The organism is Novosphingobium tardum (assembly GCF_042652045.1).
Taxonomy (GTDB): domain Bacteria; phylum Pseudomonadota; class Alphaproteobacteria; order Sphingomonadales; family Sphingomonadaceae; genus Novosphingobium; species Novosphingobium tardum.
On the sequence record NZ_JBHSDR010000004.1, the window covers coordinates 38799 to 63964 of the forward strand.

Annotated in this window: 26 protein-coding genes; 14 read left to right on the forward strand and 12 right to left on the reverse strand. The window is 63.4% G+C overall.

The features are described 5' to 3' along the window. Positions 1-5: 5 nt before the first annotated feature. A complete protein-coding gene (locus tag ACFO0A_RS06530; RefSeq protein WP_379538207.1) occupies positions 6-827 on the reverse strand; it encodes an SDR family NAD(P)-dependent oxidoreductase in 822 nt (273 codons plus the stop codon). A gap of 137 nt (positions 828-964) precedes the next feature. Here ACFO0A_RS06530 and ACFO0A_RS06535 point away from each other — a divergent pair, with 137 nt between their 5' ends. The 4 genes from ACFO0A_RS06535 to ACFO0A_RS06550 all read left to right on the forward strand — a co-directional run bounded on the left by ACFO0A_RS06535 (position 965) and on the right by ACFO0A_RS06550 (position 4732). Next, positions 965-1864, forward strand: coding sequence for a crotonase/enoyl-CoA hydratase family protein (locus tag ACFO0A_RS06535; protein WP_379538208.1), 900 nt, complete (start codon positions 965-967; stop codon positions 1862-1864). Between the two features lie 42 nt (positions 1865-1906). Further along, positions 1907-2875: an NAD(P)H-dependent flavin oxidoreductase gene (locus ACFO0A_RS06540; protein WP_379538209.1), complete on the forward strand. Its 969-nt coding sequence runs from the start codon at positions 1907-1909 to the stop codon at positions 2873-2875. A gap of 434 nt (positions 2876-3309) precedes the next feature. Continuing rightward, complete coding sequence (locus tag ACFO0A_RS06545; protein ID WP_379538463.1) at positions 3310-4476, forward strand: oxidoreductase; 1167 nt, start codon at positions 3310-3312, stop codon at positions 4474-4476. A 52-nt stretch (positions 4477-4528) separates the two neighbouring features. Beyond that, positions 4529-4732, forward strand: a complete 204-nt coding sequence (locus ACFO0A_RS06550; protein WP_379538210.1) for a hypothetical protein — start codon at positions 4529-4531, stop codon at positions 4730-4732. A 27-nt stretch (positions 4733-4759) separates the two neighbouring features. On the opposite strand, the gene ACFO0A_RS06555 is transcribed toward ACFO0A_RS06550, so the two are convergent. The 3 genes from ACFO0A_RS06555 to ACFO0A_RS06565 all read right to left on the reverse strand — a co-directional run bounded on the left by ACFO0A_RS06555 (position 4760) and on the right by ACFO0A_RS06565 (position 6583). Then, positions 4760-5563, reverse strand: coding sequence for an enoyl-CoA hydratase/isomerase family protein (locus ACFO0A_RS06555; protein WP_379538211.1), 804 nt, complete (start codon positions 5561-5563; stop codon positions 4760-4762). Between the two features lie 400 nt (positions 5564-5963). Then, positions 5964-6383, reverse strand: a complete 420-nt coding sequence (locus tag ACFO0A_RS06560; protein ID WP_379538212.1) for a carboxymuconolactone decarboxylase family protein — start codon at positions 6381-6383, stop codon at positions 5964-5966. Next, complete coding sequence (locus tag ACFO0A_RS06565) at positions 6380-6583, reverse strand: hypothetical protein (protein ID WP_379538213.1); 204 nt, start codon at positions 6581-6583, stop codon at positions 6380-6382. The genes ACFO0A_RS06560 and ACFO0A_RS06565 overlap by 4 nt, the downstream gene beginning before the upstream one ends. A gap of 819 nt (positions 6584-7402) precedes the next feature. On the opposite strand from ACFO0A_RS06565, the gene ACFO0A_RS06570 reads away from it, so the two are divergent. Both ACFO0A_RS06570 and ACFO0A_RS06575 read left to right on the forward strand, forming a co-directional pair. Beyond that, the gene (locus ACFO0A_RS06570; protein ID WP_379538214.1) at positions 7403-8455 is read left to right on the forward strand and encodes an SDR family NAD(P)-dependent oxidoreductase; all 1053 of its coding nucleotides are present in this window, start codon (positions 7403-7405) and stop codon (positions 8453-8455) included. A 170-nt stretch (positions 8456-8625) separates the two neighbouring features. After that, positions 8626-10251 (forward strand): GMC family oxidoreductase, encoded by a 1626-nt coding sequence (locus ACFO0A_RS06575; protein ID WP_379538215.1) that lies wholly within the window; start codon positions 8626-8628, stop codon positions 10249-10251. A 215-nt stretch (positions 10252-10466) separates the two neighbouring features. Here the strand turns inward: ACFO0A_RS06575 and ACFO0A_RS06580 are convergent, their stop codons facing one another. Further along, positions 10467-11459 (reverse strand): helix-turn-helix transcriptional regulator, encoded by a 993-nt coding sequence (locus tag ACFO0A_RS06580; RefSeq protein ID WP_379538216.1) that lies wholly within the window; start codon positions 11457-11459, stop codon positions 10467-10469. A gap of 87 nt (positions 11460-11546) precedes the next feature. On the opposite strand from ACFO0A_RS06580, the gene cysD reads away from it, so the two are divergent. The 3 genes from cysD to ACFO0A_RS06595 all read left to right on the forward strand — a co-directional run bounded on the left by cysD (position 11547) and on the right by ACFO0A_RS06595 (position 15297). Next, the gene (cysD, locus tag ACFO0A_RS06585) at positions 11547-12476 is read left to right on the forward strand and encodes a sulfate adenylyltransferase subunit CysD (protein ID WP_379538217.1); all 930 of its coding nucleotides are present in this window, start codon (positions 11547-11549) and stop codon (positions 12474-12476) included. 97 nt (positions 12477-12573) lie between these two features. Further along, entirely contained in the window at positions 12574-14493 is a 1920-nt protein-coding gene (gene cysN / locus ACFO0A_RS06590; protein ID WP_379538218.1) for a sulfate adenylyltransferase subunit CysN, read from the forward strand. A gap of 69 nt (positions 14494-14562) precedes the next feature. Continuing rightward, a complete protein-coding gene (locus tag ACFO0A_RS06595) occupies positions 14563-15297 on the forward strand; it encodes a 3'(2'),5'-bisphosphate nucleotidase CysQ (protein ID WP_379538219.1) in 735 nt (244 codons plus the stop codon). A gap of 328 nt (positions 15298-15625) precedes the next feature. On the opposite strand, the gene ACFO0A_RS06600 is transcribed toward ACFO0A_RS06595, so the two are convergent. Both ACFO0A_RS06600 and ACFO0A_RS06605 read right to left on the reverse strand, forming a co-directional pair. Then, complete coding sequence (locus ACFO0A_RS06600) at positions 15626-16852, reverse strand: tyrosine-type recombinase/integrase (protein WP_379538220.1); 1227 nt, start codon at positions 16850-16852, stop codon at positions 15626-15628. Between the two features lie 252 nt (positions 16853-17104). Further along, positions 17105-18412, reverse strand: a complete 1308-nt coding sequence (locus ACFO0A_RS06605) for an MFS transporter (RefSeq protein ID WP_379538221.1) — start codon at positions 18410-18412, stop codon at positions 17105-17107. Between the two features lie 170 nt (positions 18413-18582). Here ACFO0A_RS06605 and ACFO0A_RS06610 point away from each other — a divergent pair, with 170 nt between their 5' ends. The 5 genes from ACFO0A_RS06610 to accC all read left to right on the forward strand — a co-directional run bounded on the left by ACFO0A_RS06610 (position 18583) and on the right by accC (position 21909). Continuing rightward, complete coding sequence (locus tag ACFO0A_RS06610; protein ID WP_379538222.1) at positions 18583-18996, forward strand: holin family protein; 414 nt, start codon at positions 18583-18585, stop codon at positions 18994-18996. Between the two features lie 92 nt (positions 18997-19088). Then, complete coding sequence (locus tag ACFO0A_RS06615; protein WP_379538223.1) at positions 19089-19373, forward strand: hypothetical protein; 285 nt, start codon at positions 19089-19091, stop codon at positions 19371-19373. A 125-nt stretch (positions 19374-19498) separates the two neighbouring features. After that, positions 19499-19939 carry a type II 3-dehydroquinate dehydratase gene (gene aroQ, locus ACFO0A_RS06620; protein WP_379538224.1) on the forward strand — a complete coding sequence of 147 codons (441 nt, stop codon included), beginning with the start codon at positions 19499-19501 and terminating at the stop codon, positions 19937-19939. Positions 19940-20075: 136 nt separating this feature from the next. After that, on the forward strand, positions 20076-20537 hold the full coding sequence (accB, locus tag ACFO0A_RS06625; RefSeq protein ID WP_379538464.1) for an acetyl-CoA carboxylase biotin carboxyl carrier protein: 462 nt from the start codon (positions 20076-20078) through the stop codon (positions 20535-20537). A gap of 10 nt (positions 20538-20547) precedes the next feature. Beyond that, positions 20548-21909, forward strand: coding sequence for an acetyl-CoA carboxylase biotin carboxylase subunit (gene accC, locus ACFO0A_RS06630; protein ID WP_379538225.1), 1362 nt, complete (start codon positions 20548-20550; stop codon positions 21907-21909). A 34-nt stretch (positions 21910-21943) separates the two neighbouring features. Here the strand turns inward: accC and ACFO0A_RS06635 are convergent, their stop codons facing one another. From ACFO0A_RS06635 to rpmF, 5 genes are all read right to left on the reverse strand, one after another. Beyond that, positions 21944-22384: a MerR family transcriptional regulator gene (locus ACFO0A_RS06635; protein ID WP_379538226.1), complete on the reverse strand. Its 441-nt coding sequence runs from the start codon at positions 22382-22384 to the stop codon at positions 21944-21946. Next, positions 22381-22677, reverse strand: a complete 297-nt coding sequence (locus ACFO0A_RS06640; RefSeq protein WP_379538465.1) for an integration host factor subunit alpha — start codon at positions 22675-22677, stop codon at positions 22381-22383. Before ACFO0A_RS06640 ends, ACFO0A_RS06635 begins: the two co-directional genes overlap by 4 nt. Before the next feature lie 143 nt (positions 22678-22820). Next, complete coding sequence (locus ACFO0A_RS06645; protein WP_379538227.1) at positions 22821-23792, reverse strand: beta-ketoacyl-ACP synthase III; 972 nt, start codon at positions 23790-23792, stop codon at positions 22821-22823. Further along, positions 23789-24868: a phosphate acyltransferase PlsX gene (gene plsX / locus ACFO0A_RS06650; protein ID WP_379538228.1), complete on the reverse strand. Its 1080-nt coding sequence runs from the start codon at positions 24866-24868 to the stop codon at positions 23789-23791. Before plsX ends, ACFO0A_RS06645 begins: the two co-directional genes overlap by 4 nt. Before the next feature lie 24 nt (positions 24869-24892). After that, positions 24893-25072 (reverse strand): 50S ribosomal protein L32, encoded by a 180-nt coding sequence (rpmF, locus tag ACFO0A_RS06655; protein WP_124807977.1) that lies wholly within the window; start codon positions 25070-25072, stop codon positions 24893-24895. Between the last annotated feature and the right edge of the window lie 94 nt (positions 25073-25166).

The following is a 25166-nucleotide window of genomic DNA, read 5'->3' on the forward strand; positions in this document are numbered from 1 at the left end:
CTCCTTCAGCTCTGGCCAGTTGCCGCGGCCAGGATTTCTGCGGCGGTGGGATTGCGCCGCAGGGTCAAGCCACCGGTGACGTGGAACGTCTGGCCGGTCATGAAGCATTCGTCGCCGGCCATGAACAGCGCGGCATTTGCCACGTCCTCGACGGTTGTGATCCGCCCCAAGGGATATTCTCGAGCAAAAGCGGCAATCATCGCCGGTGTGAAATTTCCGTTCAGCATCGGAGTCTCGGTGAGACCGGGCGACAGGATGTTGGCGCGTATACCGTCTTTACCGAACTCATTGGCAACCGCGCGAGTCATGTGGTTTAGTCCGGCCTTGGCGCCCATGTATGCTACATGGTTCTCAAACATGATGTCCGCGACCGCTGATGACACATTTACGATCGCCCCTCCGCCAGCCACCCGCAGCGCACCTATCGCGGCCTGCATGAACCAGATGCCACCCTTGAATATGATCGCGAGCATTTGATCGATCTCGGCCTCGGTCATCGCCTCGAAGGGACCGTACTGGCCGGTTGCCGCGGCGTTGACGGCGATGTCGACCTGGCCGAAGACCCGCTGTGCCTCGTCAAAAAGCCCGAACGCCGCCGCACGATCCGCAACATCAGCAGGCATTGCCGTCGCGCCGGTTTGCGCGGCGAATGCCTCGAGTCCCTGGGCGGATCGTCCGGAAACGACCACCTTTGCGCCCTCCTCCAGGAACCGCCGCGCGATCGCCTGGCCCATGTTGCCCGCGCGCGTGGCGCCCATAACGATCGCGACCTTGCCTTCGAGCCTGTTCACGAGGGCCCTCCTAGAAGCCGTTCCAAATGCTCCCATGCCATGCCATCGCGCACAGTCCCCGCACGGGGACGATGAAATCAAGCATGCGATCAGCCCGACGAGCGCTTTCCTCGGCTCGAAGGGCGAGGCAAAGTCAGCGATAGTTCCCCTGTAATGGGGGGAGAGGAGATCCCATGACGGACTATCGCGGCAAGTGGCTCTACGAACCGCAGTACCTGCTATTCGATGTCGACGACGCCGTCGCGACGATCACCTTCAATCGCCCGGAGAAGCGCAATTCGCTGAATGCACCGATGCTGCGCGAAATGCGCGAGGCGCTGCTCGAGGCTGACGATCGGATGGACGTGAACGCCATTGTGCTGTGTGGCGCCGGCAAAGACTTCTGCGCCGGGTATGATCTCGATCAGGCTTATGAGGGTCGCGGCGAGAAGACCGAGATCGGCAACTACCAGTATCGAAAGGCGGGCCAGCGCTTTGACGACGACTGCTTTTCGATGGAACGTACGCAGGAGCATGCGCTGGTTATCCCGGCCATCCACAAACCGGTGATTGCCAAAGTTCACGGCAACTGCCTCGCCGGCGGCACCGACATCGCCCTCTCCTGTGACCTGGTAATCGTGGCGGACGATGCCCGGTTCGGCTTCCCTGCTACACGCGCCAATGGGTCACCTCCGGCGCACATGTGGATCTACCACTGCGGACCGCAGTGGGCGAAGCGCATGCTCTTCACCGGAGACAAGATGAGTGGCGCCGATGCGGTCAAGGTCGGGCTCGCGCTTGAATCCTGGCCGGCAGAGGAGCTGGACGCCGCGGTGGATGCGCTGGCCCGCCGGATTGCGGCGGTCGATCAGGAACTGCTCGCGGCGCAAAAGCGGATCGTCAACCTGGCCCTGGAACAGATGGGTGCGAATACGATCCAGCGGCTTGCGGCGGAGATGGACGCGCGCGCGCACCTCGCGAGCGGCCCTCGCCGAACTCGGTTCAAGTCGGACATGGCGGAACACGGCCTGAAAGAAGCGCTCAAGAACCGTGACGAGCCATTCGGTGATGGATTCGTGCGGGTTCGAAAATAGCACCAGTTGTTCCGGCCAATCGCGCAACAGAGGTGATGTGATATGATCAGGACGAAGATTACGGAGATGTTCGGGATCGAGACGCCGATCCTGATGGGCGGCATGACCGGGGTCGGTTACGGCGAACTGGTTGCGGCGGTTTCCAATGCCGGTGCGCTGGGCTTTATCACCGCGCACATGTTCCCGTCTGGCGATGCACTGCTTGCCGAGATCGAGAAGACGAGGTCGCTGACCGACAAGCCATTCGGCGTTAACCTGACGCTGCTGCCTTCGATCAACCCGATCCCCTATGATGACTACCGCGAGGCGATCATCGATAGCGGGGTCAAGATCGTCGAAACCGCCGGCCGCGCGCCGACCGATCACTTGCCTCGGTTCAAGGAGACCGGCGTCAAAGTCATCCACAAGTGCACGAGCGTGCGCCACGCGGTCTCCGCCGTGCGCAAGGGCGTGGACATCATCAGCATCGATGGTTTCGAATGCGCCGGCCATCCCGGCGAGGACGACGTTGGCCTGGTGGTGCTTTTGCCCGCAACAGTCGATGCCCTGCCTAATACCCCAATCATCGCCTCGGGCGGCATGGCGGACGGACGCAGCCTGGTGGCGGCGCTCGCCTTGGGCGCCGATGCAGTCAATATGGGAACGCGGTTCTGTGCGACGCAGGAAGCCAAGATCCACCCCAACGTGAAGCAGAAGATTGTCGACAACACCGAGCTCGACACCGTGCTGGTGGGCCGAAGCCTGCGTAACACGGCGCGCGTCGCCCGCAACGCAATCTCCGAACAGGTCGCCTCGATCCAGCGAGACCCAACCCGCCCGTTCGAGGATGTGAAGGAACTCATGGCGGGCGCCCGTGGTCGAGAAAACGTGCTTCGCGACGGCGATCTCGATGGAGGAGTCTGGACTAGCGGCCAAAGCCAGGCCTTGATCCACGACATTCCGACTTGCGCTGAGCTCGTTGCCAACATCATGCGACAAGCCCAAGCGGTACGTGCCCGACTGGCAAGCTGAGCAGCTCGGGCGAGCGATAAAGTGGCTTTCCGCCGACGTCGTCCTCAGCCTGCAAAATCATCAGACGCCCGGGGATTGAGCCTCGATTTGTGCCGGTCCGGGGAGGCCGCCATGGGAATTGGGGGGTAGGCGGAGAGGTATGCGCACGTAAGTGCAGTCGCGTTTCTGAGGTGAGCTTTCGCGTTCAAGCATCCGGCTACATTGCTTCACGCCAGTGGGGCAATTTCAGCCAGAAAATTTCTGATTACCAAAGCGACAAGCGAGAGCGGCTCTCGACGACCGGAGTCCCAGCAAATCGCAACCATCAATCAAGCAGTTGGGCAAAGATTTGGCCACCCCATCTGTTGCAGAAGTCTCGACGGCAGGCCGGCGGAGCCGCGAGCAGATCGGCCGTACAACCTCGCAAATCTTGGCAGCGGAGACTCAGCTTGGACATGCAGATCGCCTCTCCCTCTCCCGCGGAACTCGAGCCCCTGTTTACGCCGCTTACGATTCGCGGACTGACGATCGCCAACCGACTTGTCATGGCGCCGATGACGCGGGGCTTCTGCCCTGACAACCTACCCGGGCCGGACGTATCCGGATATTACCGCCGCCGTGCGGAGGGCGGCGCCGGACTGCTCGTTACTGAGGCGATCGGCACTGCACACCCAGCGGCAGTAGGCGATACCGGTCTTGGCGAAAGCAACCTGCCACTGTTCGACGGCGAAGATAAGGTGGTGGCATGGGCTCGAGTGGTTGAAGACGTACACGCGGCCGGTGGACACATCATACCGCAGCTCTGGCACCAGGGACCGATGCGGCTGCCCAACGGCCAGGCTCCGGCGTTCTCACCATCTGGTCGATACGGCGATCCTGCGAAAGCCGCTGGGTATTACCTTAAGCAAGCCCAAATCATCTCCGCCGCGCCGATGCCGGTTCCCACCGACGAAGACATCGCCGACGTGGTTGCGGGATTCGGCGAGGCCGCGCAGGCGTCGGTGGAAGCTGGCTTTGACGGACTCGCACTGCACGGTGCCCATGGCTACCTCATAGACTCCTTTCTCTGGTCCGAGACCAATCGCCGCGCGCCGCCGTGGGGCGGTAGCGCAACCGAACGTACCCGCTTCGCCGTGGAGGTGGTCCGGGCTTGCCGTGTTGCGATCGGCGAGGATCGCCCACTCATTTTTCGTTTCTCCCAATGGAAGCAACAGGACTTTCGGGCGCGCCTTGCAGACACGCCGCAGGAACTCGAAGCGATCCTTGGCCCGATCGCTGATGCTGGCGTCGACCTGTTCGACGCCAGTGTGCGTTATTTCGATACGCCCGCGTTCCCCGAACACGGGCCGCTTTCACTGGCCGGCTGGGCCAAGAAGCTGACGGGCAAGCTGACCGGCGCCGTCGGCGGCATCGGCTTGCGCTCGGGCAAATACGAATCCGACGATGTCGTTGCCGAACCGACGAACAACCTTGGGCTGGCATTGCGCCGGTTCGAGGCAGGCGAGTTTGACATTGTGTCGGTCGGACGGGCGATCCTTCAGGACCCTAACTGGGTCCGCAAACTCCGCAACGGCGAAGCCCTTCCCGCCTTCGATCCGGCGTCGGTGTCAGTCCTGACCTAGCCGCCTTGGGAAAGCCGGAAGAGGTGGCTCGTCGATCGCGAACTCGGCCAAAGTGATCGACTTGCGTATGATCTTGCAGTGGGACAGGGAGGCTTTGCTCACTTCGGTGGCGAAGACGGTCTGCTGCCCGTTGGCGCACGAGGCGCTCACCCAGTTCGGCAACGGTGCCGGGATCGCTGGAAATCGCGGCCCGGTTAGGCGAAACCCAACAAGTCAGCGAAAGTTCGCGGCATTGGGTGGGTCTGACCAGCATTAAGAGCGAACTGAAAGGTGTGCCTCTTTCTCAGTCTCCGGTCAGCAGTGGTTTGCGACATTCAGCCGAAGCGGCGATGATTTCGTTGCGATCTGCGGAGGTGGTTAGCAGGGCCTGTCCAGCCATTTCTTCCCGTAGCATCGTGGCCCAGTCCGCTTCGAGCGAACGACGATAATGTCGCTTCGCAAGGCCAAGCCCGCGCGTCGGCTGCTCGGCTAGCCGCCGCGCGAGACTTATCGCAGTCTCTTCAAGCTGCTCGCGGGCGACCAAGCGATTGATCAGGCCCCATTCGCTGAGCGTATCCGCCGTGACAGTGTCCCCGAGCAGAGCAATCTCATTGAGCCGGTGCAGCGGGATGATGCGAGGCAAGTAAAACGAGTCGCCCGCGTGCGGAATCATTCCGCGCCTGACGAAAACATGAGTCCAGCGGCTTCCCTTGGCCGCGACGACCATATCCGCTAGTAATGCCAGCAGCCAGCCAACGCCGGCGACCGTGCCCTGTACTTGGCTGACCACAGGGCGTTCTAGCTCCCACATGGCCTTGAACATCTCAATGTGGGGCGTCGACACGAAGCGATAATCGATCGTGGTCCGCGGGGGCTCAGTGGGATTTCTGCTGGCAGCCCCGCCAAGACAGAAGTCGCGATCGCCGGTGCTCCGGATCAGGATGGATCGCACGTCTTGGCGGGTGTTCGCGTCCTTGAAGAATTTTGTGAACTCTTCTGCAATCTCGCTGCCGAAGGCATTGCGGGTTGAAGGCATGTCGAGCGTGAGCGTCGCGACCCCGCTCTCAATCTCAATCCTGAGACCTTCGCCTTCTGCACTGACAGTCATACTCGGTCTCCGACGGGCTGCAAAGCTAGATGCACGGTCAACCGGTTTATCTCTACGCTTCCGTCGGACAATATCAGACCTCGCGCACGTGGTGATCCATCGCATGGGCAATACGACTCCGGCAGGGGCACCCTGTGCCAAGCGGTAGCCTGTGCCCTGTGCGGCGGTCTGGGGATGTGTTCAAAGCCAAACAGAGGTATCTGACAGATAGTTTTGCCGAAGCGGGCATGATCGAGCAGACGCATCATGCCCGCTTCGGATCTCACGGTTTCAGATAGTTGGAGTAAGTCGGATACACCTTGGGACAGCCATGCTGCCATCAAAACCGAGCGCAATGGCGATCCAGGCACCGGGACACCGGAGCAACCTGTACAGCACAAGCTTCTTGGCCCCCTCTGGCTCACAAGAGGCCGCGATCTTCGGGCGTCGTCGCTCCGTCGTCGAGGTTCCGCTCTCGCAGGACCTCGACAATCGCGCTGGTCGCGGAGGCGACTGCGGGGAACCCCACATAGGGAATCGCTTGGATCGTCGCCTCTTGGATTTCGCGGGCGGTAAGCCCGTTATTTAGGCCGATGCGGATGTGGTTTTTGAGCTCCTGGCTCTGCCTTTGCGCGATGAGAATGCCGATCACTACGAGGCTGCGCTGCTTGCGCTCAAGGCCGTCGCGGGCCCAGACGTTGCCAAAGGCAACATCCGCAGCGAGCTTGGCAATGGGTGCCCCGAAGCCCGTCTCCTCCATGCTCGCCCTCATAGCATCGGCCGCCTCCGGCCCCATAAGTTCGGCAAATAGCTCCAGCCCTCGCTCGGTCAGATCGGTCATTGCTCCCCCACTTGTTCGGCCCGCCTGTTTTCATCTTCCGGCCGAACCCGGCGCGCAAAGCAGATGTTCGCCTGATAAAAGCGAATCGTTCTGGCTTTCCGATCACGTTCTGCGCGCACCCAAGTACCGACCGAATTCAGCGTTTTGGCGGCGTTACCAGTCGTAATGCTTGCCCGCAGTTTCCTAGACTCGAAACCCATGCCGTGTGCTTCTCCCTTCGCGGCGCCGTCCGGAATTGCCAAACCTTTTCGGTAAGATGCCGGAGCATCCGTCTACAGGAAACTTGCAGATGAATTACACCAGCGTGCCCAACTAATCGCGCTGCCGATCAGCGCAGTCCAGTGACTGGCATAAGGCGCTCGCAGCCCCCTACGGTTCGGCGATCGAGACGAGGTTCATGGCCTACGGCAGACGATCGCATGGGGTAACTCGCCCCGGTAATTCGATGACATGGTCCACCGCACATTTGCGTCGATCGATTTGCAGCTGGCCGCCCCGCTGTTCGGTGAGGGTTCAAGCGTCAGCCGCTTCATGGCTAGAGACCGGCAGAGCGACACGAGGCAGAACAAGTCCGGAGTCTTTCGGCAACATGATGTACGAGATGACCCAGTCGCTGACGGACCCCTGAGTGCTTTGGGGGCAGACTCGCCATGCGCTGCGGTTTCTGGCTGCGCCACCGCCATTGGGAATTCGAGGCGCCTGCAAGACGAAGCTGACCGCGAACCGTCCCGCCCAACTCGTCCGAATACCCGCAGTTGCACTGTAGCCTCCCTAGTAAGGGTACTCGACAATTTTTTGACGCCACACGCCGCTCGCTCATCATTTCTAGCGGTTGATGCTCGACGTGGACGGCCTTGAGACCTTCGCACGGTTGACAGGAAGGATGTTCCGCAAACTCTAGGGCGGACAGCAAGACGGGAAAGCCATCGAGCCTGTGATCGCGCAACGTCGCGGCTTTACAGTGTGCCTGGCAGCCCTAGCGCTCTCGTGAACGACAAAGTGAACGGGAAGAGGCAGGGATGACGAAGATAAGCTTCGAAGGCCGAGTCGCGGTGGTGACCGGCGCTGGAAATGGTTTGGGCCGTACCTATGCACTGGAACTAGCCCGGCGCGGTGCCCGGGTCGTCGTCAACGACCTTGGCGGCAGTGCGTCAGGCAGCGGCTCATCAGCCACCGCAGCCAATCTCGTGGTTCAAGATATCCGCGCTGCCGGCGGCGAAGCAGTCGCCAATACGGACAGCGTGGCGAGCCGCGCTGGCGGCGCTGCGATCGTCCAAACCGCGCTCGACACATGGGGGCAAATTGACATCCTGATCAGCAATGCCGGCTTCCTGCGCAATAATCGCTTTGAGGATCTGACAGACGAGCAGATCGACTCCATTCTAGACGTTCACCTGAAGTCCGCATTCTACGTGGGTCAGCCCGCCTATCGAGCCATGCGCGCGCGCGGCTACGGCCGCATGTTGTTCACGGGCTCCGCATCGGCCATGTTCGGCCATGCTTGGCAGGCGAATTATGCTGCTGGCAAGGGCGCGATGCTCGGGCTGTCAAACGTTATCGCACTCGAAGGATCGGCTTACGGCATCCAGTCGAACGTCATACTGCCGACCGCGTCTTCGCGGCTGCAGGGCGAAATGGCGCCGGGATTCATGGAGATACCCGAATTCGCACGTTCCGTTCAAAGCGCGGATTTCTCGGCAAGTGAGGGGCGCCTGATGCCCGAGTTTAACACACCGCTAGCGCTCTATCTGGTGAGCGAAGCCTGTACCGCCACGCACGGAGTATATTCGTCGAACAGCGGCCGCTATGCTCGCGTCGGTATCTGTGCAGCAGAAGGCTGGTTTGCTCCCGCAGGGATAGAGCCGCCCAGTGTTGAGGATATTGCCGATCACTTCGGTCAGATTGGCGAACTCGGCGCCTACAGTGAACCGATGACCCCTTATGACGAATTTACGTCGGTCGCGGACGTCGCGCGCAAGCACGGCGTGCTGGCTCGACCGGATGCGCGTCTCGCGCAGGAGCCAACAATATTGCAAGCTGGTCGGGGTCCATCCACGCCAAGTGGAGCTTGAAGGTCCACGAGGCGATCTGGCGGCCCCAGGCCGCAAATAGAAGAAAGTCCTGCTCCTGGAACCGCGCACGTGGGCGGCAAGGGATCGCAGGCGTGATCCAACTTTGGGTGAACCAATAGTACGCGCGATTGCGCTTGCCATTGCAAAGCATGCTCCACAGACAATCAGCCATGGAAGACTTCGACTATATCATCGTGGGTGCCGGATCAGCCGGCTGTGTCCTGGCCGACCAACTCTCGGCGGACCCCAGTTGCAACGTCATGTTGGTGGAGGAAGGCCGGTCGGGCGACACGTTCGTGATCAACATGCCCAAGGGCTTCGGGAAGACGCTGTCGGACCCCACTACAGCCCACTTCTTTCCTACCGTCCGCACACGAGAGGACGGTGCCGGTCAGGAAGTCTGGGTGCGCGGCAAGATGCTCGGCGGGTCGAGCGGGGTGAACGGCATGGTCTGGAACCGCGGCGTCGCGGCAGACTATGACCGGCTGGCTGAACTGGCAGGTGACCAGTGGTCGTGGCAGCACATGCGGCGCATCTTCAACTCAATCGAGGATCACGCTTCCGGCGCGAGCGAGGATCGCGGCACGGGTGGACCGATTCCGATCAAGTCCCACCCTGCCCCCTCCCCGCTGCTCAAGGCCTGGCTCGAGGCCGGGCGGGCGATGGGGCTGCCGGTCAAGGCCGACCATTCCGATCCGCGCCAGGAAGGCATCGGCCCGCTGCAGTGGAACATCGACGCGAAGGGACAGCGCGTTTCGGCAGCCAAGGGTTTCCTCAGGCGCGCCCGCCAGCGACCCAACCTCCGGGTTGAAACCGGCATCCGCACCGATCGCGTGCTGATCGAGGATCGGCGCGCGGTAGGTATCGCCGGGGTTCGGGATGACGGAACGCCGGTGGAATACCGTTGCGCGGGCGAAGTGATCCTCTCGGCCGGCGCGCTCGGCTCGCCGCGCATCCTTCAGCTTTCCGGCATCGGCGGAGCGGAAGACCTGAGGTCGGCCGGGATCCCCGTCGCGCTCGACTGTCCGGGCGTGGGTCACCACATGCGCGAGCACACGCTGGTGATGATGAACTGGCGACTTCGCAACATGCGCGACAGTTCGAACAACCAGTTCACTGGTGCCCGCCTCCTGGCGAACGTGGCGCGCCATGTCGCCGGTCGAAACAACACGATGAGCTACGGATCTTCGGAAGCGGCCGCCTTCGTGAAGGTGCTGCCCGAGAGCGAGCGGCCCGACAGCCAGCTCATGTTCGCGCCCTACAGCCTCGACCCTTCGAAGGGCCTCGCGATGGAGAGCGAGCCGGGGATGCAGGTCTACGCGATGACCCTGCGTCCGCGCAGCGAGGGGCACGTGCTGGTGACCAGTCCCGATCCCGCCGCGATGCTGGCGATCGATCCCAACTTCCTCGCCGACGAGTACGACCGGCGGGCAGTCGTGGGCCAGTTCCGCTTCGTGCGCCAGCTGATGGCCCAACCGCCGATCCAGCCCTTCGTGACCGGGGAGACATCGTTCACCGCCGCCGCGAAGAGCGACGATGAGATCCTCGACCTGTTCCACCGCTTCGGCGGCGCCGGCTACCATGCGACCGCGACGGTGCGGATGGGCCGCGACAACTCCGCCCCACTTGATGGCCGGTTGCGGCTGCGCGGGATCGACAGGCTGCGCGTGATCGATTGCTCGGTGTTCCCGGAAATGGTCGCCGGCAACACCAATGCGCCCACGATGGGCATGGCGATGCGCGCGGCAGAACTGATCCGCGAGGACCGTCGCACCGAAAGTAAAAAAACCGTCTGACACAGCGCTGCTGCGATCGGCCCCGAGGGCGTGCCGCGGTGCGCAGCAACGACCTGAACGGTCCGATGAGCTATGCTGACGTCAGCGCAGGGTGGAACCGTTCGGTAGGTCGGTAGCGCCGCCAACAGCTCAGTGACGAATCGCTTTGGGCGTGATCGATGGTGTCGAAATTCAGAGGACCCGATCAGGGGGTGTCCTCGATCATAGCGCTACGGTTATGCAAGCAACGCGAGTCCATTGAGCACCATCTGGACGAGATCCGCTTGGCCAGTTGTACCCGTCTTGGCGTAGATCCGCTTGGAATAGTTGCGCGTCGTCTCGGGCGTGAGGCCAAGCGCAACGCCGGCCGCAACCAACGGCTCGCCGCGTGAAAGCGCATCGGCAAGGGCAGCCTCGCGCGGGGAGAGGCCGTGGAGGCGGGCAAGTAGCGCCCTGGCGGCGGCGTGGTTGTTACGGCGTGGAGTACGGGTCGCTGCAATGGTGGCGCACGGGGCGAGCGGACATCCGGCAGTCGCGAAAGGGCGGAGCAGCAGCGCGTCTCCGCCTAGTCCGACAAGTCGCGGTTCTCTGGCGGATGTTGCCTCGGCCAGCGGCATCCGCGGCAGTCGCATCACGGCATCTGCCACGATCGGCCGGCCATCAACGCCAAGCGCAGCCTGCGCAATGCCGAGCCGGGCGAGCGCGTCTTCGGCGATCCGGGTGCGCAGGGTGAGTTCGTCAATCCGCGCGCGCGTCTCGAGAGCGGCCGCAAGGTGCGGGGCGATCGCGGAAAGCAGCGCGCTGTCCGCGGCGGCGAACTCCTGGTTCGCGTGGAACAGCAACAGCCAGCCGTTGAGATCGTCACGAGGCGCGACGCGGAGCAGGCGAGCGTGGGCGATTCCCAGTTCGGCGCGGCGCTCTACCTGCTCAGAATCACTGTCGAGCGGAAGTTCGGCGAGGGCGTAGACCCGGCCGGGCCGCAAGGCATTGATCGGCAGTGCGATCGCTTCGTCGAGCTGTGCGGCGCTTAGCGGGGCGAGCGAGTGCTCTGCTGCCTGCTCGGCGAGCAGGGCTTCCGTGCCGGCGGGCGGTCCGGCGAACAGAACCACGCGCTGCGCCCCGGTCCGCGCGCGCAGGCGAGCGAGAAACCGGGTAAAGGCCGGGTCTTCATGCACGCCGGTCTGCAGCGGCAGAAGAAGCTCGCGTCGATCGCCGGAAAACAGAACCATCGGATCTAGCTCCCATATGGGAAATACAGGGTCAAGCACGACTCGGCATGAGCAGTTTCACCGCATGAGCCGGGGGAGACGATAGCAATGAGCGAGAAGGCGGATCGATCGGTGCTGACGCACTTGCAGCGGCTCGAGGCCGAGGCGATCCATATCATGCGCGAGGTCGTGGCCGAGGCCGAGCGGCCGGTGATGCTCTATTCGGTCGGCAAGGACAGCGCGGTGATGCTGCACCTGGCGCGCAAGGCGTTCTATCCGGCGCCGCCGCCGTTCCCGCTGCTGCATGTCGACACCACTTGGAAGTTCAAGGCGATGTACGAGCTGCGCGACCGGATGGCGCGCGACAGCGGCATGGAACTGCTGGTCTATCACAACCCCGAGGCGGCCGAGCGCGGGATCAACCCGTTCGACCACGGCCCGCTCCACACCGACATGTGGAAGACCGAAGGGTTGAAGCAGGCGCTCGACAAGTGGAATTTCGACGCGGCCTTCGGCGGCGCGCGGCGCGACGAGGAGAAGAGCCGCGCCAAGGAGCGCATCTTCAGCTTCCGCACCGCCAGCCACGGCTGGGACCCGAAGAACCAGCGGCCCGAGCTGTGGAACCTCTACAACGCCCGCAAGAACAAGGGCGAATCGATCCGCGTGTTCCCGATCTCGAACTGGACCGAGCTCGATATCTGGCAGTACATCCACCTCAACGATGTGCCGATCGTGCCGCTCTACTTCGCCGCCGAGCGCCCGACGTTCGAGTGGGAAGGCGGCCTGTTCATGGCGGACGACATCGAGCGGCTCGAGAAAGTGCTCGGCTATCGTCCGGAGATCACCAACCGCTCGATCCGCTTCCGCACGCTCGGCTGCTTCCCGCTGACCGGCGCGGTCGAGAGCACCGCGAGCACACTGCCCGAGGTGATCCAGGAAACGCTGCTCACCACCACCAGCGAGCGGCAGGGCCGGGTGATCGACAAGGACGCCGGGGGCGCCGGCATGGAAGTGAAGAAGCAGCAGGGGTATTTCTAGGCCTCACCCGTGTCCCTGCGCAGGCGGGGACCTCGTGCCGCCAGCCGCATCCTTTCCGGCCTGAGACCCCCGCCTTCGCGGGGGATCGGAGATCGCAATGACCGACACCACCACCGAACCCGTCTACCAGACCGAAGCCCTCATCGCCGAGGACATCGACGCCTACCTGGACCAGCACCAGCACAAGACGATGCTGCGCTTCATCACCTGCGGGTCGGTCGATGACGGCAAGTCCACGCTGATCGGGCGGCTGCTCTACGATTCGAAGATGATCTTCGAGGACCAACTCGATGCGCTCCAGGCGGACAGCAAGAAAGTCGGCACGCAAGGCCAGGAGATCGACTTCGCGCTGCTGGTCGACGGCCTGGCGGCCGAGCGTGAGCAGGGCATCACGATCGACGTCGCCTACCGCTTCTTCAACACCGAGAAGCGCAAGTTCATCGTCGCCGATTGCCCCGGTCACGAGCAGTACACCCGCAACATGGTCACCGGCGCCAGCACCGCCGACCTTGCGGTGATCCTGGTCGACGCGCGCAAGGGCGTGCTCGTCCAGACGCGGCGGCACAGCTACTTGTGCCACCTGATCGGCATCCGCAACGTGGTGCTCGCGGTCAACAAGATGGACCTGATCGGCTACGACCAGGCGCGGTACGACGCGATCGTGGCCGATTATGCCGCCTTTGCGAAAAGCATCGGGATCGAGGCGTTCACCGCGATGCCGATCTCGGGCTTCAAGGGCGACAACATCACCACGCGCTCGGCGAGCACGCCCTGGTATGACGGGCCGACGCTGGTCGACCATCTCGAGACGGTCGAGGTGCTGTCATCGGTCGATGCCGACAAGCCGTTCCGCCTGCCGGTCCAGTGGGTCAACCGGCCCGACCTCGACTTTCGCGGGTTCGCCGGCCTGGTTGCCGGCGGCATCGTCAAGCCGGGCGACGCGGTGCGGGTGCTGCCTTCGGGCAAGACCAGCACGGTCACCCGCATCGTGACACTGGATGGTGATCTCGACAAGGCCGTGGCCGGCCAGTCGGTCACGCTCACCTTCGCCGACGAGATCGACTGCTCGCGCGGCAACGTCATCGCCGCGGCCGACCATCCGCCCCAGGCCGCCGACCAGTTCGAGGCGACGCTGGTGTGGATGGCCGACGACGCGATGATCCCGGGCCGCGCCTACTGGCTCAAGCTCGCGACGCAGACCGTCTCGGCCACGGTCCAGGCGCCCAAGTACGTCGTCAACGTCAATACGATGGAGCACCTCGCGGCCAAGACGCTCGACTTGAATGCGATCGGCGTGGCCGAGATCGCCACCGACAAGCCCCTGGTTTTCGAGCCTTATGCCGAGAACCGGACGCTCGGCGGCTTCATCCTGATCGACAAGCTGACCAACGCCACCGTGGCCGCGGGGATGATCCACTTCAGCCTGCGCCGGGCGCAGAATGTCCACTGGCAGCCGAGCGACGTGACCCGCGCCGACCACGCCGGGCTCAAGAACCAGACGCCGCGCGTGCTGTGGTTCACCGGGCTTTCGGGCGCGGGCAAGTCGACGATCGCCAACGAGGTGGAAAAGCGGCTCAACATCATGAACCGCCACACCTTCCTGCTCGACGGCGACAACGTCCGCCACGGGCTCAACAAGGACCTGGGGTTCACCGAGGCCGACCGCATCGAGAATATCCGTCGCGTGGGCGAAGTGGCCAAGCTGATGTGCGATGCCGGCCTGATCGTGCTCACCGCGTTCATCAGCCCATTCCGCGCCGAGCGCGAGATGGTACGCAAGATGCTGCCCGAGGGCGAGTTCGTCGAGATTCACGTCGACACCCCGCTCGAGGTGGCCGAGGCGCGCGACGTGAAGGGCCTCTACAAGAAGGCGCGCGCCGGGCAGCTCAAGAACTTCACCGGGATCGACAGCCCCTACGAGCCGCCGCTCTCGCCCGAGATCAGGGTGAACACCAGCGAGATGACCGCGGAAGAAGCGGCGGAGTACATCATCCGCCAATTGATGCCGTTGAAGTGACGACCCCTTCCAGGGTTCGTCATCCTGAACTTGTTTCAGGATGACAGGAAGATACGTGAGGGATCAAACATGACCGACGCCGAACTCGCCGCGCACCTCGCCGAAGTTGCCGGCCGCCTCTTGATCGAGGTGCGCGCCAGCGGCGTGTTCTCCGACAAGGCGCTGGGCAAGGCGGGCGACCAGACCGCCAACCAGTTCCTGTGCCACGCGCTTCGCGCGCAGCGGCCCGAGGACGGGCTCCTGTCCGAGGAGGAGAAGGATAACGAAGCGCGGCTGGGCCAGAGCCGCGTTTGGATCGTCGACCCGGTCGACGGCACGCGCGAATATGGCGAGGAGCGCACCGACTGGGCGGTCCACGTCGCGCTGGCGGTGGATGGCGTCGCGACGGTGGGCGCGGTGGCGCTGCCGGGCCTGGGCGTGGTGCTGCGTTCGGACCAGCCGGCGACGCTGCCCCCCGCCGCAGCAACCCCGCGCATGCTCGTCAGCCGCACGCGCCCTGCGCGCGAGGCGGTCGCAGTGGCCGAAGCGGTCGGCGCCGAGCTCGTCGCGATGGGCTCGGCCGGGGCCAAAGCAATGGCGGTGGTGCGCGGCGAAGCCGAGATCTACCTCCACACCGGCGGCCAATACGAATGGGACTCGTGCGCCCCGGTGGCGGTTGCCGCTGCGCACGGGCTCCACGTCAGTCGCGCCGACGGCACAGCGCTCGTCTACAACCAGGCCGATACCTACATGCCTGACCTGCTGATCTGCCGGAAGGAGCATGCTCGCAAATTGCTTGATGAAGTAGCGCGCATTACCGGCTGAGATTTGAACCGAGGAAGCCCAATAGCACTGTGATGCCTTGATCCTGTGGAAATACTCCGCTCCAAAATCTGAATGCATTCCGCCTTATGGATACGCATCTTACGGATTGATCGAGCTTTTCGGGTGCAGCAGCACTACGCTAGATCTCGCGATTTGGTTCTGTCTTGCCCGCCTCCAAATGTGCCATAATTTGTGATCCGCTTTGAGCCTTGTTTGGATCATCGCATAGACATATTGATCAAACTCGTAGATCTTTGCGGCTCCCAGCAGTCTGACAGCGGTAGTTTATTTACCGGCAATAGGTTTCTGGTAGCGGTATCTGTGAATCTCACCCGGCACGCCTTTTATCGAGCACCTCAACTGCCTTCATCTTATGCTCGGGAGCTAGGTGGGCATACCGAAGCGTCATCTCGTACTCGCTATGGCCCAAGAGCTCCCGAACCGTGTTCAAATCGACTCCGCCCATGACCAATCTCGAAGCGAAATGATGGCGCATATCGTGCCACCGGAAGCCAGTGACCTGCGCGTCCTTCAAAAGCCGACGCCAGGATGAGTTTACCCGGTCGAAGCGATTCCCGTCGGAGTTCCGGAACAAGAGGCCGTCTTCCTCTTCCGACTGCATTTGCCACAACGTAAGGACTGCAGTGGCTTCCTTGTTCAGTGGAATGTGTCGCGTACGCTTCGATTTGGCGGTAGTCCCGGTGATCGTCAGAACGCGTCGCTTCAGGTTCACATTGTCCCAACTGAGATCAAACAGCTCACCTCGCCTGGCCCCGGTGTTCAGCGACAGCAGTACGAGTGGCTTGAGGTGATCCGTAAACGCTTGATCGCGGAGGTCTGGCAGTAGTTCGCTTCCCCTCGCCTTCCGCCAAGCGTTGGCTGACTCCCGAGAAGACCTGCGACGCTCCTCCCGGTTATCCAGCGCAGCACGAAGTCGACCCTCTTCATCTTCTGTCAGGTAGCGGACCTTGATGCGGTCATCGGTCCGCGCCTTCTTGACCTTGGCGAGGGGGTTGCGATCTAAGACTTCCCAGTCAACCGCGCGGTTCAGGCAGGCCTTTATCGACGAAATGTCGCGATTGATGGTTTCATGACTCAGTCCCTTTTCGACCTGCTCTCCGCGCCAGCGTTCCAGATCGAGCACCGTCAATTGGTCCAGTTTGCGGCCCAAGAATTCCTTAAACGCGGTCTTCAGGCGAGCAAGATTCTGGGCCGAAGCGCGATGGTTAGCCTTGGCCCAAGTTCCGTAGTCACCGTCGAGAAACCCTTTCAGCGTTGGGATCTCAACCGGTGTCTGACGTGCCTCAACAGGGTCGATTCCGCGATAGAAGTCCGACAGAATGGTCTGCGCCGCCTGGGTCGCCTCCGAGTACCCCACCGCATCGGCCCGACCAAGCCAAACGCGCTTTCCTCGTGCATATTCGCAATACCAGGATTTCACTCCGCTCGGCAGAACCCTTAGCACCAGCCCCTTGAGCCGGGTGTCCCGATAATCCTCAGGCTTGCCCGTGGCCTCGAGCTTTTTTACGAAGTCTCGTGTAAGTGCGACGCGCATGCTCGGAGCCTTCTGAGATAAGATTCTGGTGGTGCACTGGTGGTGCAAAACGCCGAAACGACAGTGAACATAGTAAGAACAAATGCACCACTCTCGCAAGCAATCTCTTCTCAGAGAAGGAAATCGCGACTTACTTTATCATTATTTTTCAGTCACATATCTCATTTTCTTGGATTAAGACAATGCGACTGGGGGTGTGGGGGTCGGAGGTTCGAATCCTCTCGTCCCGACCAATTCTTCGAGCTTTGCGGATCAGGCGGCCAGTGCCAGTTCAGGGCGGCTGCGGAGCTGCCGGCACAACTGCCACAGCATCAGGTTCAGCCCCAGCGCGAGCGCCGCCAGCAGCAACAGGCCCGCGCGAAAATCGCCGGTGGCATCCTTCAGCACGCCCCAGGCGAAAGGCGTCACGAACGCCCCGATCTGCGACAGCGTATTGATGGCCGCCGCGCCGACCGCCAGTTCGCGCGCCGAAAGCAGTTCCGCCCAGCCGGACGAAGTCAGCATGGGGACGGTGAAGCAGGCCGTCGCGAAGAGCAGGTACGCCCCGATCGCGACAATCGCCGAGGGCGAGAGCGCCAGCACGATGAATGCGACCGTCAGCAGCACGCTGTAGACCAGCGAGTCGGGAAACCTGGAGTTGCGGCGATCCGCAGTGTTTCCGGCCCAGATGATGATAGCGGCGCCAATGAGCCCTCCCCCGCTTATGATCCAACCCACCGCTCCCGTGTTCAGTCCCGTAGCGGATGAAAGGATGAGCGGAGCGTTGAGGATCAGTGTCGTTATCGACCCGATCAGGAGCGCGCCGAGCATGCCAACTTGAAGTACGCGCGGGTTGCGCAATGCCGCCGTGATGCCGTCGTGGGTCGGTTGACCGATGTGTGCCTGCTCGCGCGCCAGTTCGCCCGCGATCCAGGCATTTTCGTCTTCGCTCAGCCACGTTGCGGCGGCGGGCCGTTCGGGTAGCAGCCGCCAGACGAGTACCCCGACGAGTACCGACGGAAGTCCCTGGACGAGAAACAGCCACTGCCAACCCTGCAGGTCAGCGGTGCCGTCGAGAGCCAGCAACCAGCCCGAAACCGCGCCGAGCAAGACCGAGGAAAGCGGGCTGGCGACATAGAACCGGCTGACGGCGCGGCCACGATGGCATGGCGGAAACCAGTGCGAAAAATAGAAGATGACGCCTGGATAAAAGCCCGCCTCGGCGACACCGAGCAAGAAGCGCACGGTGTAGAACTGCCACGGCGTGGCGACGAACATCATCGCCGCCGAAAGCAGGCCCCAGGACACCATGATCCGTGCCAGCCAGGTCCGCGAGCCGTAACGTACCGCAGCCAGGTTCGAAGGCACTTCGAACAGCGCATATCCAAGGAAGAACAGGCCGCCGCCGAGGCCGTAAACCGTTGCACTGAAGCCCAGGTCGGCGTTCATCTGAGCGGCGGCGAAGCCCACGTTGACGCGGTCGGTGTAGGCACACAGGTAGGCCAGCGCGACCAGTGGCACGATTCGCCACAGCGCCTTGCGCATCGCCGAACGGCCCGTCTCGCTCACGGCTTCGCGCATCGCCGGGTCTCCCCTGTTTCGTGCCCACCCCGATGCGATCCGGGCTGAAGGCTGCGCTCTGCTCCACGGGTTGTCAATTGCGCCCACGGAGGCTCCGCTTGCAGATTTCAATTTCCTACAACGAACCGATATGGTTCACTCCTTGTTCTGGAAATACGGAGGAAACTGACATGCCCATATTCGATGCCGTGGTCGGCCCGCTCGCCGCCATCATCGACAAGGTGATCCCGGACAAGGCCGCGCGCGAGCAAGCTAAGCTCGAGCTGCTCCGGCTGGAAGGCACGCAGGAACTCGCCACGATCCAGGCGCGCCTTTCCGCCATCGTCGCCGAGGCGCAATCCAGCGATCCCTGGACAAGCCGCGCCCGCCCGAGCTTCCTCTACGTGATGTACGCGATGATCCTGTGGGCACTCCCGATGGGAATCCTCGCCGCGTTCGAGCCCGCGTCCGCGCGCACCATCGCCCACGGAATGAACGACTATCTCAACGGGCTGCCCGAACCTCTCTATGCCCTCTTCGGCACCGGTTACCTGGGATACACCGTGGCCCGCCAGTGGGGCAAAGTCGCGGGCGTGGACCGCTGATTTCCCCCGGACGCCGCATGGTTAGTTTTCGGTAAGTGTTTGCTGTTAGTCCAGTGCGCGAAACAAGGAACTTTCACGTGACCCGATCGACAATGTCCATGCGGCGCCCGCTGCTTGCGCTGATTGCCGGAAGCCTGGCCCTAGCGGGCTGCGGATCGCGCTCGGCGGACGCTGAATTGCAGAGCAAGGTGGCCGAGGCCAACAACGCGGCGATGCGGGCCGAAAAGGCGCAGGCCGCAGCTGAACGGGCCGCCAAGGTCGCCAACAGCGGCAGCGCGCCGATGGTTGTCGAGGAAGAACCGGCGCCCGACGACGAGGTGGCGCCCGATGAGCCGACCGATGACGAGGCGACCACGCCCGAGCAGGTCGAAACGTAAGCCGTTTGCTGGCGCCGCCGCGACCGGCGCACGACGAACCGGCTCGCAGCCCGCCATTGCTTGCGTGGACCGCGTGGCGCGCTATCAGGCTGGGTTCCAGCGACTTGCCATGAAGGTCCGCGCCGATGTCACGCATCTTTGTCCTCAACGGCCCCAACCTTAACCTGCTCGGTTCGCGCGAGCCCGAGATTTACGGCCATGACACGCTGGACGACATCGCCGGCCGGCTTGAGGACCGTGGCCGCGAGCTGGGCCTTGAGATCGACATGCGTCAGTCGAATCATGAAGGACACCTGGTGGATTGGCTCCACGAAGCTCAGGCGACCGGGGCTGTTGCCGTGCTGCTGAATGCCGGCGCCTTCAGCCACACCAGCGTCGCGATTCACGATGCGATCAAGGCGATCGCGGTTCCGGTGATCGAGGTTCATTTGTCCAACCCCGCCGCGCGCGAGGCATTCCGCCACCATAGTTACGTCGGCATGGCCGCGAAGGGCACTGTCGCCGGCTTCGGCGCAGACAGCTATCTCGTCGCGCTTCAGGCCGCCGCAGGATTGGCGGGGAAATAACCCGCGAGCCCTTGCCAGCCCGCACCGCCCCGCCCATAGCGACCGCCTGTGGCGATAGTTTCGCGAGGAACCAATGGGCGACGACAAGCAGTCCCGCAATGACGACAAGACTACCGGCTCCGCCAACGGCGGCGCCATGGCCATCGACAGCGCACTCGTGCGCGAACTGGCCGAACTTCTGGGCGAGACCGGCCTGACCGAGATCGAGGTCGAGGACGGGGATCGCAAGATCCGCGTTTCGCGCGCCGTCTCCGCAGCCCCCGCTGCGGCCCAGTTCCTGGCCGCGGCTCCCGCGGCCGCCGCACCGGCGCCCGCTGCGGCACCCGCTCCCGCCCCGGCGGCCGAGGCCGCTCCCGCGGTTGACGCCAATGCAATCAAGTCGCCGATGGTCGGCACCGTCTATCTTTCCGCCGAGCCGGGCAGCCCCCCGTTCGTCAGCGTCGGCCAGACAGTGAAGGAAGGCGACACGCTTCTCATTGTCGAGGCAATGAAGGTCATGAACGCCATTTCCGCGCCCGCCTCGGGAACGGTCAAGGCGATCCTCGTCGAAAACGCCCAGCCGGTCGAATACGACCAGCCGCTGGTCGTCATCGCCTGAGCCTTTCACGATGCCGATAACCCGCCTGCTGATCGCCAACCGCGGCGAGATCGCGCTTCGCATTCACCGCGCCGCGCATGAAATGGGCATCAAGACGGTGGCAGTCCATTCGACTGCCGATTCCGATGCGATGCATGTCCGCCTCGCGGATCATGCCGTCTGCATCGGCCCGCCCTCTGCGCGCGACAGCTATCTCAACGTAGCGGCGATCATCTCTGCGGCCGAAATCGCACAGGCCGACGCGATCCACCCGGGATACGGCTTCCTTTCCGAGAACGCCCAGTTTGCCGAGATCGTCGAGGCGCACGGCATCACCTGGATCGGTCCCAAGCCCGAGCATATCCGCACGATGGGCGACAAGGTGCAGGCCAAGCGCACCGCCGGCGCGCTGGGCCTTCCGCTCGTTCCCGGATCGGACGGCGCGATCAGCGATGTCGCTGAAGCAGCGCGGATCGCCGAAGAGATCGGCTACCCCGTCATCATCAAGGCCGCGTCCGGCGGCGGCGGGCGCGGGATGAAGGTCTGTGAAAGCCCGGACGATCTCGAAACGCTGATGCAGCAGGCCGGCTCGGAAGCGAAGGCGGCATTCGGCGATGCGACCGTCTATCTCGAAAAGTACCTCGGCAACCCGCGCCACATCGAGTTCCAGATATTCGGCGACGGCAACGGCAATGCGATCCATCTGGGTGAGCGCGACTGCTCATTGCAGCGCCGCCACCAGAAGGTTCTCGAAGAGGCGCCCTCACCCGTCATCTCGGCCGACGAGCGCGCGCGCATGGGCGGCATCTGCGCCAAGGCGATGGCCGACATGGGCTATCGCGGCGCCGGGACCATCGAGTTCCTCTGGGAAGGCGGCGAGTTCTACTTCATCGAGATGAACACTCGTCTTCAGGTCGAGCACCCGGTGACCGAAGCGATCACCGGCGTCGATCTCGTTCGCGAGCAAATCCGCATCGCCGACGGCAAGCCGCTTTCGGTCGCGCAGGAAGACGTCGAGTTCAAGGGCCACGCGATCGAGTGCCGGATCAACGCGGAGGACCCCTTCACGTTTGTCCCCTCGCCTGGACTCGTAACCAACTACCACGCGGCCGGCGGCATGCACGTTCGCGTCGATAGCGGGCTTTACGCAGGCTACCGCATCCCGCCCTACTACGATTCAATGATCGCGAAGCTGATCGTCTACGGCCGGACCCGCGAGGGCTGCATCATGCGCCTGCGTCGCGCTCTCGAAGAAATGGTGATTGCGGGAGTGAAGACCTCGATCCCGCTGCACCAGAAGCTTCTGACGCAGCCGGACATCCTTGACGGGAACTACTCGATCAAATGGCTGGAGGAGTGGCTCGCGGCTGGCGGGGCCGAACCCTCGGCTTAAGGGCGCACATCGGCCGCACTTGTTGCATCGCTCGTCAGCCCTCGCCGAGGGCTTGGGCCAGTCCGTCGCGAAGGTCGCGCAGCTTGGCCAGCGATACGGCGGCGGAATCCGGTGCCTTGTCGCTCGCGGGCGCGGGCTCGGGGGACGCGGCCGATGCCACAGGCACGGCAGGCGCGGCGCCATCGCCAGCGGTCGCAGCACTTGGCTTCTTGCCGCCGAGCGCCTGCCTCGCGCCGCGGATCGTGAAGCCTTCCTTATAGAGCAGCCGGCTGATTTCCGCGACGAGGTGGACGTCCTCAGGCCGGTAGTAGCGACGTCCCCCGGCCCGCTTCAGCGGGCGCAGCATGGGAAACTGTTCTTCCCAGTATCGCAGGACATGCTGGCGCAGCCCGAACGCCTGAGCCACTTCGCCGATTGTGCGGAAGGCTTGCGGATCCTTGCCGTCAGCAAAGTCCAGGGGCACCTGAGTGGTCATGAAGCTCCGATGCGATCCTTGAGCATCTGGCTTGCACGGAAGGTCATGACACGGCGGGGCGTGATGGGAACTTCGACGCCGGTCTTGGGATTGCGCCCGATGCGTTCCGCCTTGTCGCGCAAGAGGAAAGTTCCGAATCCGGAAATCTTCACATTCTCGCCATCGGAGAGCGCCTGGCACATATGGCGCAAAACGCCTTCGACCATTCCGAGCGCGTCGGCGCGCGAAAGTCCTACGCGGCGGTTGATGGCTTCGGCCAGATCAGCACGTGTCAGTGTACCGACGGAACGCATGTCCTCGTCTCCCCCTTCATCGACCCGACCGAGTCGGAACATAACCGAAAATCCCGTCAGCGCAATGCAATGCGTTGGCGCAAAATGGGAATTTCATTCGAAACCAAATTCTGCCGTCGGCAAGTTTGTCCTCGTGCCCCGGGCTAGACCCGGGCGAGGCAGGCGCCCCAGGTGAATCCGCCGCCCATCGCTTCGAACATCACGAGGTCGCCGGGCTTGATCCGGCCGTCCCGAACGGCGACGTCATAAGCGAGCGGAACCGATGCGGCCGAGGTGTTGGCGTGTTGATCTACCGTCACGATCACTTTCTCCGGCGGCAGGGAAAGCTTGCGCGCCGTGGCGTCGAGGATCCTCGCATTGGCCTGATGCGGAACGACCCAATCGATATCGGCTGCAGTCATTCCTGCCGAATCAAGCACTTCGCCCAATACTTCTGCCAGGTTCACCACGGCGTGCCGGAAAACCTCGCGGCCCTTCATGCGCAACTTGCCCACCGTGCCGGTCGTTGAAGGACCGCCGTCCACAAACAGCAGCTCGTTGTGCTGGCCATCGGCATGGAGCCGGGTGGCAATGATCCCGGGACCGTCCGCCTCGGTCACGTCCTGCGCCTCGAGCACGATCGCGCCGGCGCCGTCTCCGAACAGGACGCATGTGGTGCGGTCTTCCCAGTCAAGGATCCGGCTGAAGGTTTCTGCCCCTATCACGACTGCGTTGCGCGCCATTCCAGTGCGCAGCATCGAGTCCGCGACCGACAGGGCATAGAGAAAGCCTGAACACACCGCTGCTACATCAAACGCGATTCCGCCGTGGCAGCCCAGGGCATGCTGCACCTGGGTGGCGCTGGCGGGAAAGGTCTGGTCCGGAGTCGCGGTGGCGAGAATGATCAGTTCGACTGCGCCCGGACCGATCCCCGCCGCTTCCAGCGCCTTGCGCGCCGCGTCGGTGGCAAGGGTCGAGGTGGTTTCCCCCTCACCGGCGATGTACCGGTTGCGGATCCCGGTCCGCTCGACGATCCATTCCTCGCTCGTGTCGACCGTCTGCGCCAGTTCGGCGTTGGAAACGGCCCGTGCCGGCAGCGCGGATCCGCTGCCCTTGATTACCGAGCGCAGGGTCATTGGCCGGCTTCGGCTGCAGCGGCGGCGCGCGCCCGGGCCGGCTTGCGAATGACTTCGGCACCCACCTTGGCAAGGTCGGCTGTAATCCGTTCGGTCAGGTTTTCCTCCAGCAGGCGAGCGGTCACCGCCACCGCATTGGCCACCCCGGCGGCATTGGCGCTGCCGTGGCTTTTTACGACGACGCCATTGAGGCCAAGGAAGACCGCGCCGTTGTGATTGTTCGGATCGAGATGGTGCTTCAGCAGCTCGGTGGCGGGGCGCGAGATGAGGAAACCGACCTTCGAGCGCAGTGAGCTGGCGAAACTGCGCTTCAGCAGATCGGCGACGAACCTCGCCGCGCCCTCTACAGCCTTGAGTGCAATGTTGCCTGAAAAGCCGTCGGTCACCACCACATCAACGTCGCCGCGGCTGATCTTGTCGGCCTCGGTGAACCCGTCGAAGGACAGGGCCAGGCTCTTATCCGCCGCCTTGAGCTCGGCCGCCGCCTCGCGCAGCGCACCGGTCCCCTTCATTTCTTCGGTCCCGATGTTGAGCAGGCGCACGCGGGGGCTCTCGAGCCCGGTCACGATGCGCGAATAAGCCGCGCCCATGATCGCGAACTGGACCAGGTTGCGGGCATCGCAATCCGTGTTGGCGCCAAGATCGAGCATGACGAGATCGTTGTCGCCCAGCGTGGGGAGCAGCGCGGCCAGCGCCGGCCTGTCGATCCCGGGCATCGTGCGCAGCGCCATCTTGGCCATCGCCATCAGCGCGCCAGTGTTGCCCGCGCTGACGGCGGCCCCGGCATCGCCGCGCTTCACCGCCTCGATCGCAAGGCCCATCGAAGTGGTCTTGGCGCGGCGCAATGCCTGCGTCGGCTTTTCCTCGCCGGAGACGACGTCCTCGGCATGGAGGATTTCCGACGCGGCGCGAAGATTCGGATGCGCGACGAGCGCCGCTTCGATCCGCGGCTGATCGCCGACCAGCAGGAAGTTGAAGCGATCGTGGCGCCGGCGCGCAAGCGCGGCGCCGTCGATCATCACCTGCACACCCTCGTCACCGCCCATCGCGTCGACGGCGATCCGCGGCAAGGTCATCGGGTGCTCCTGAAGGTGACGGGCTTAAAGCCCGACGGCGATGACTTCGCGGCCGTTGTAGTGGCCGCAGGCGTTGCACAGCATGTGCGGACGCTTCAGCTCGCCACAGTTGGAGCATTCATGGAACGCTTCGGCCTTGAGCGCATCATGGCTGCGGCGCATGCCCCGGCGGGACGGCGAGGTTTTTCTCTTGGGGACAGCCATTGCGGCACCTGTTCCTGAAGTCTGGCGTAAAAGCAGTGATCATGGCGCGATAGGCCCAACCCCGAACCGGCACAAGCCCCGCGCGATCCGATAT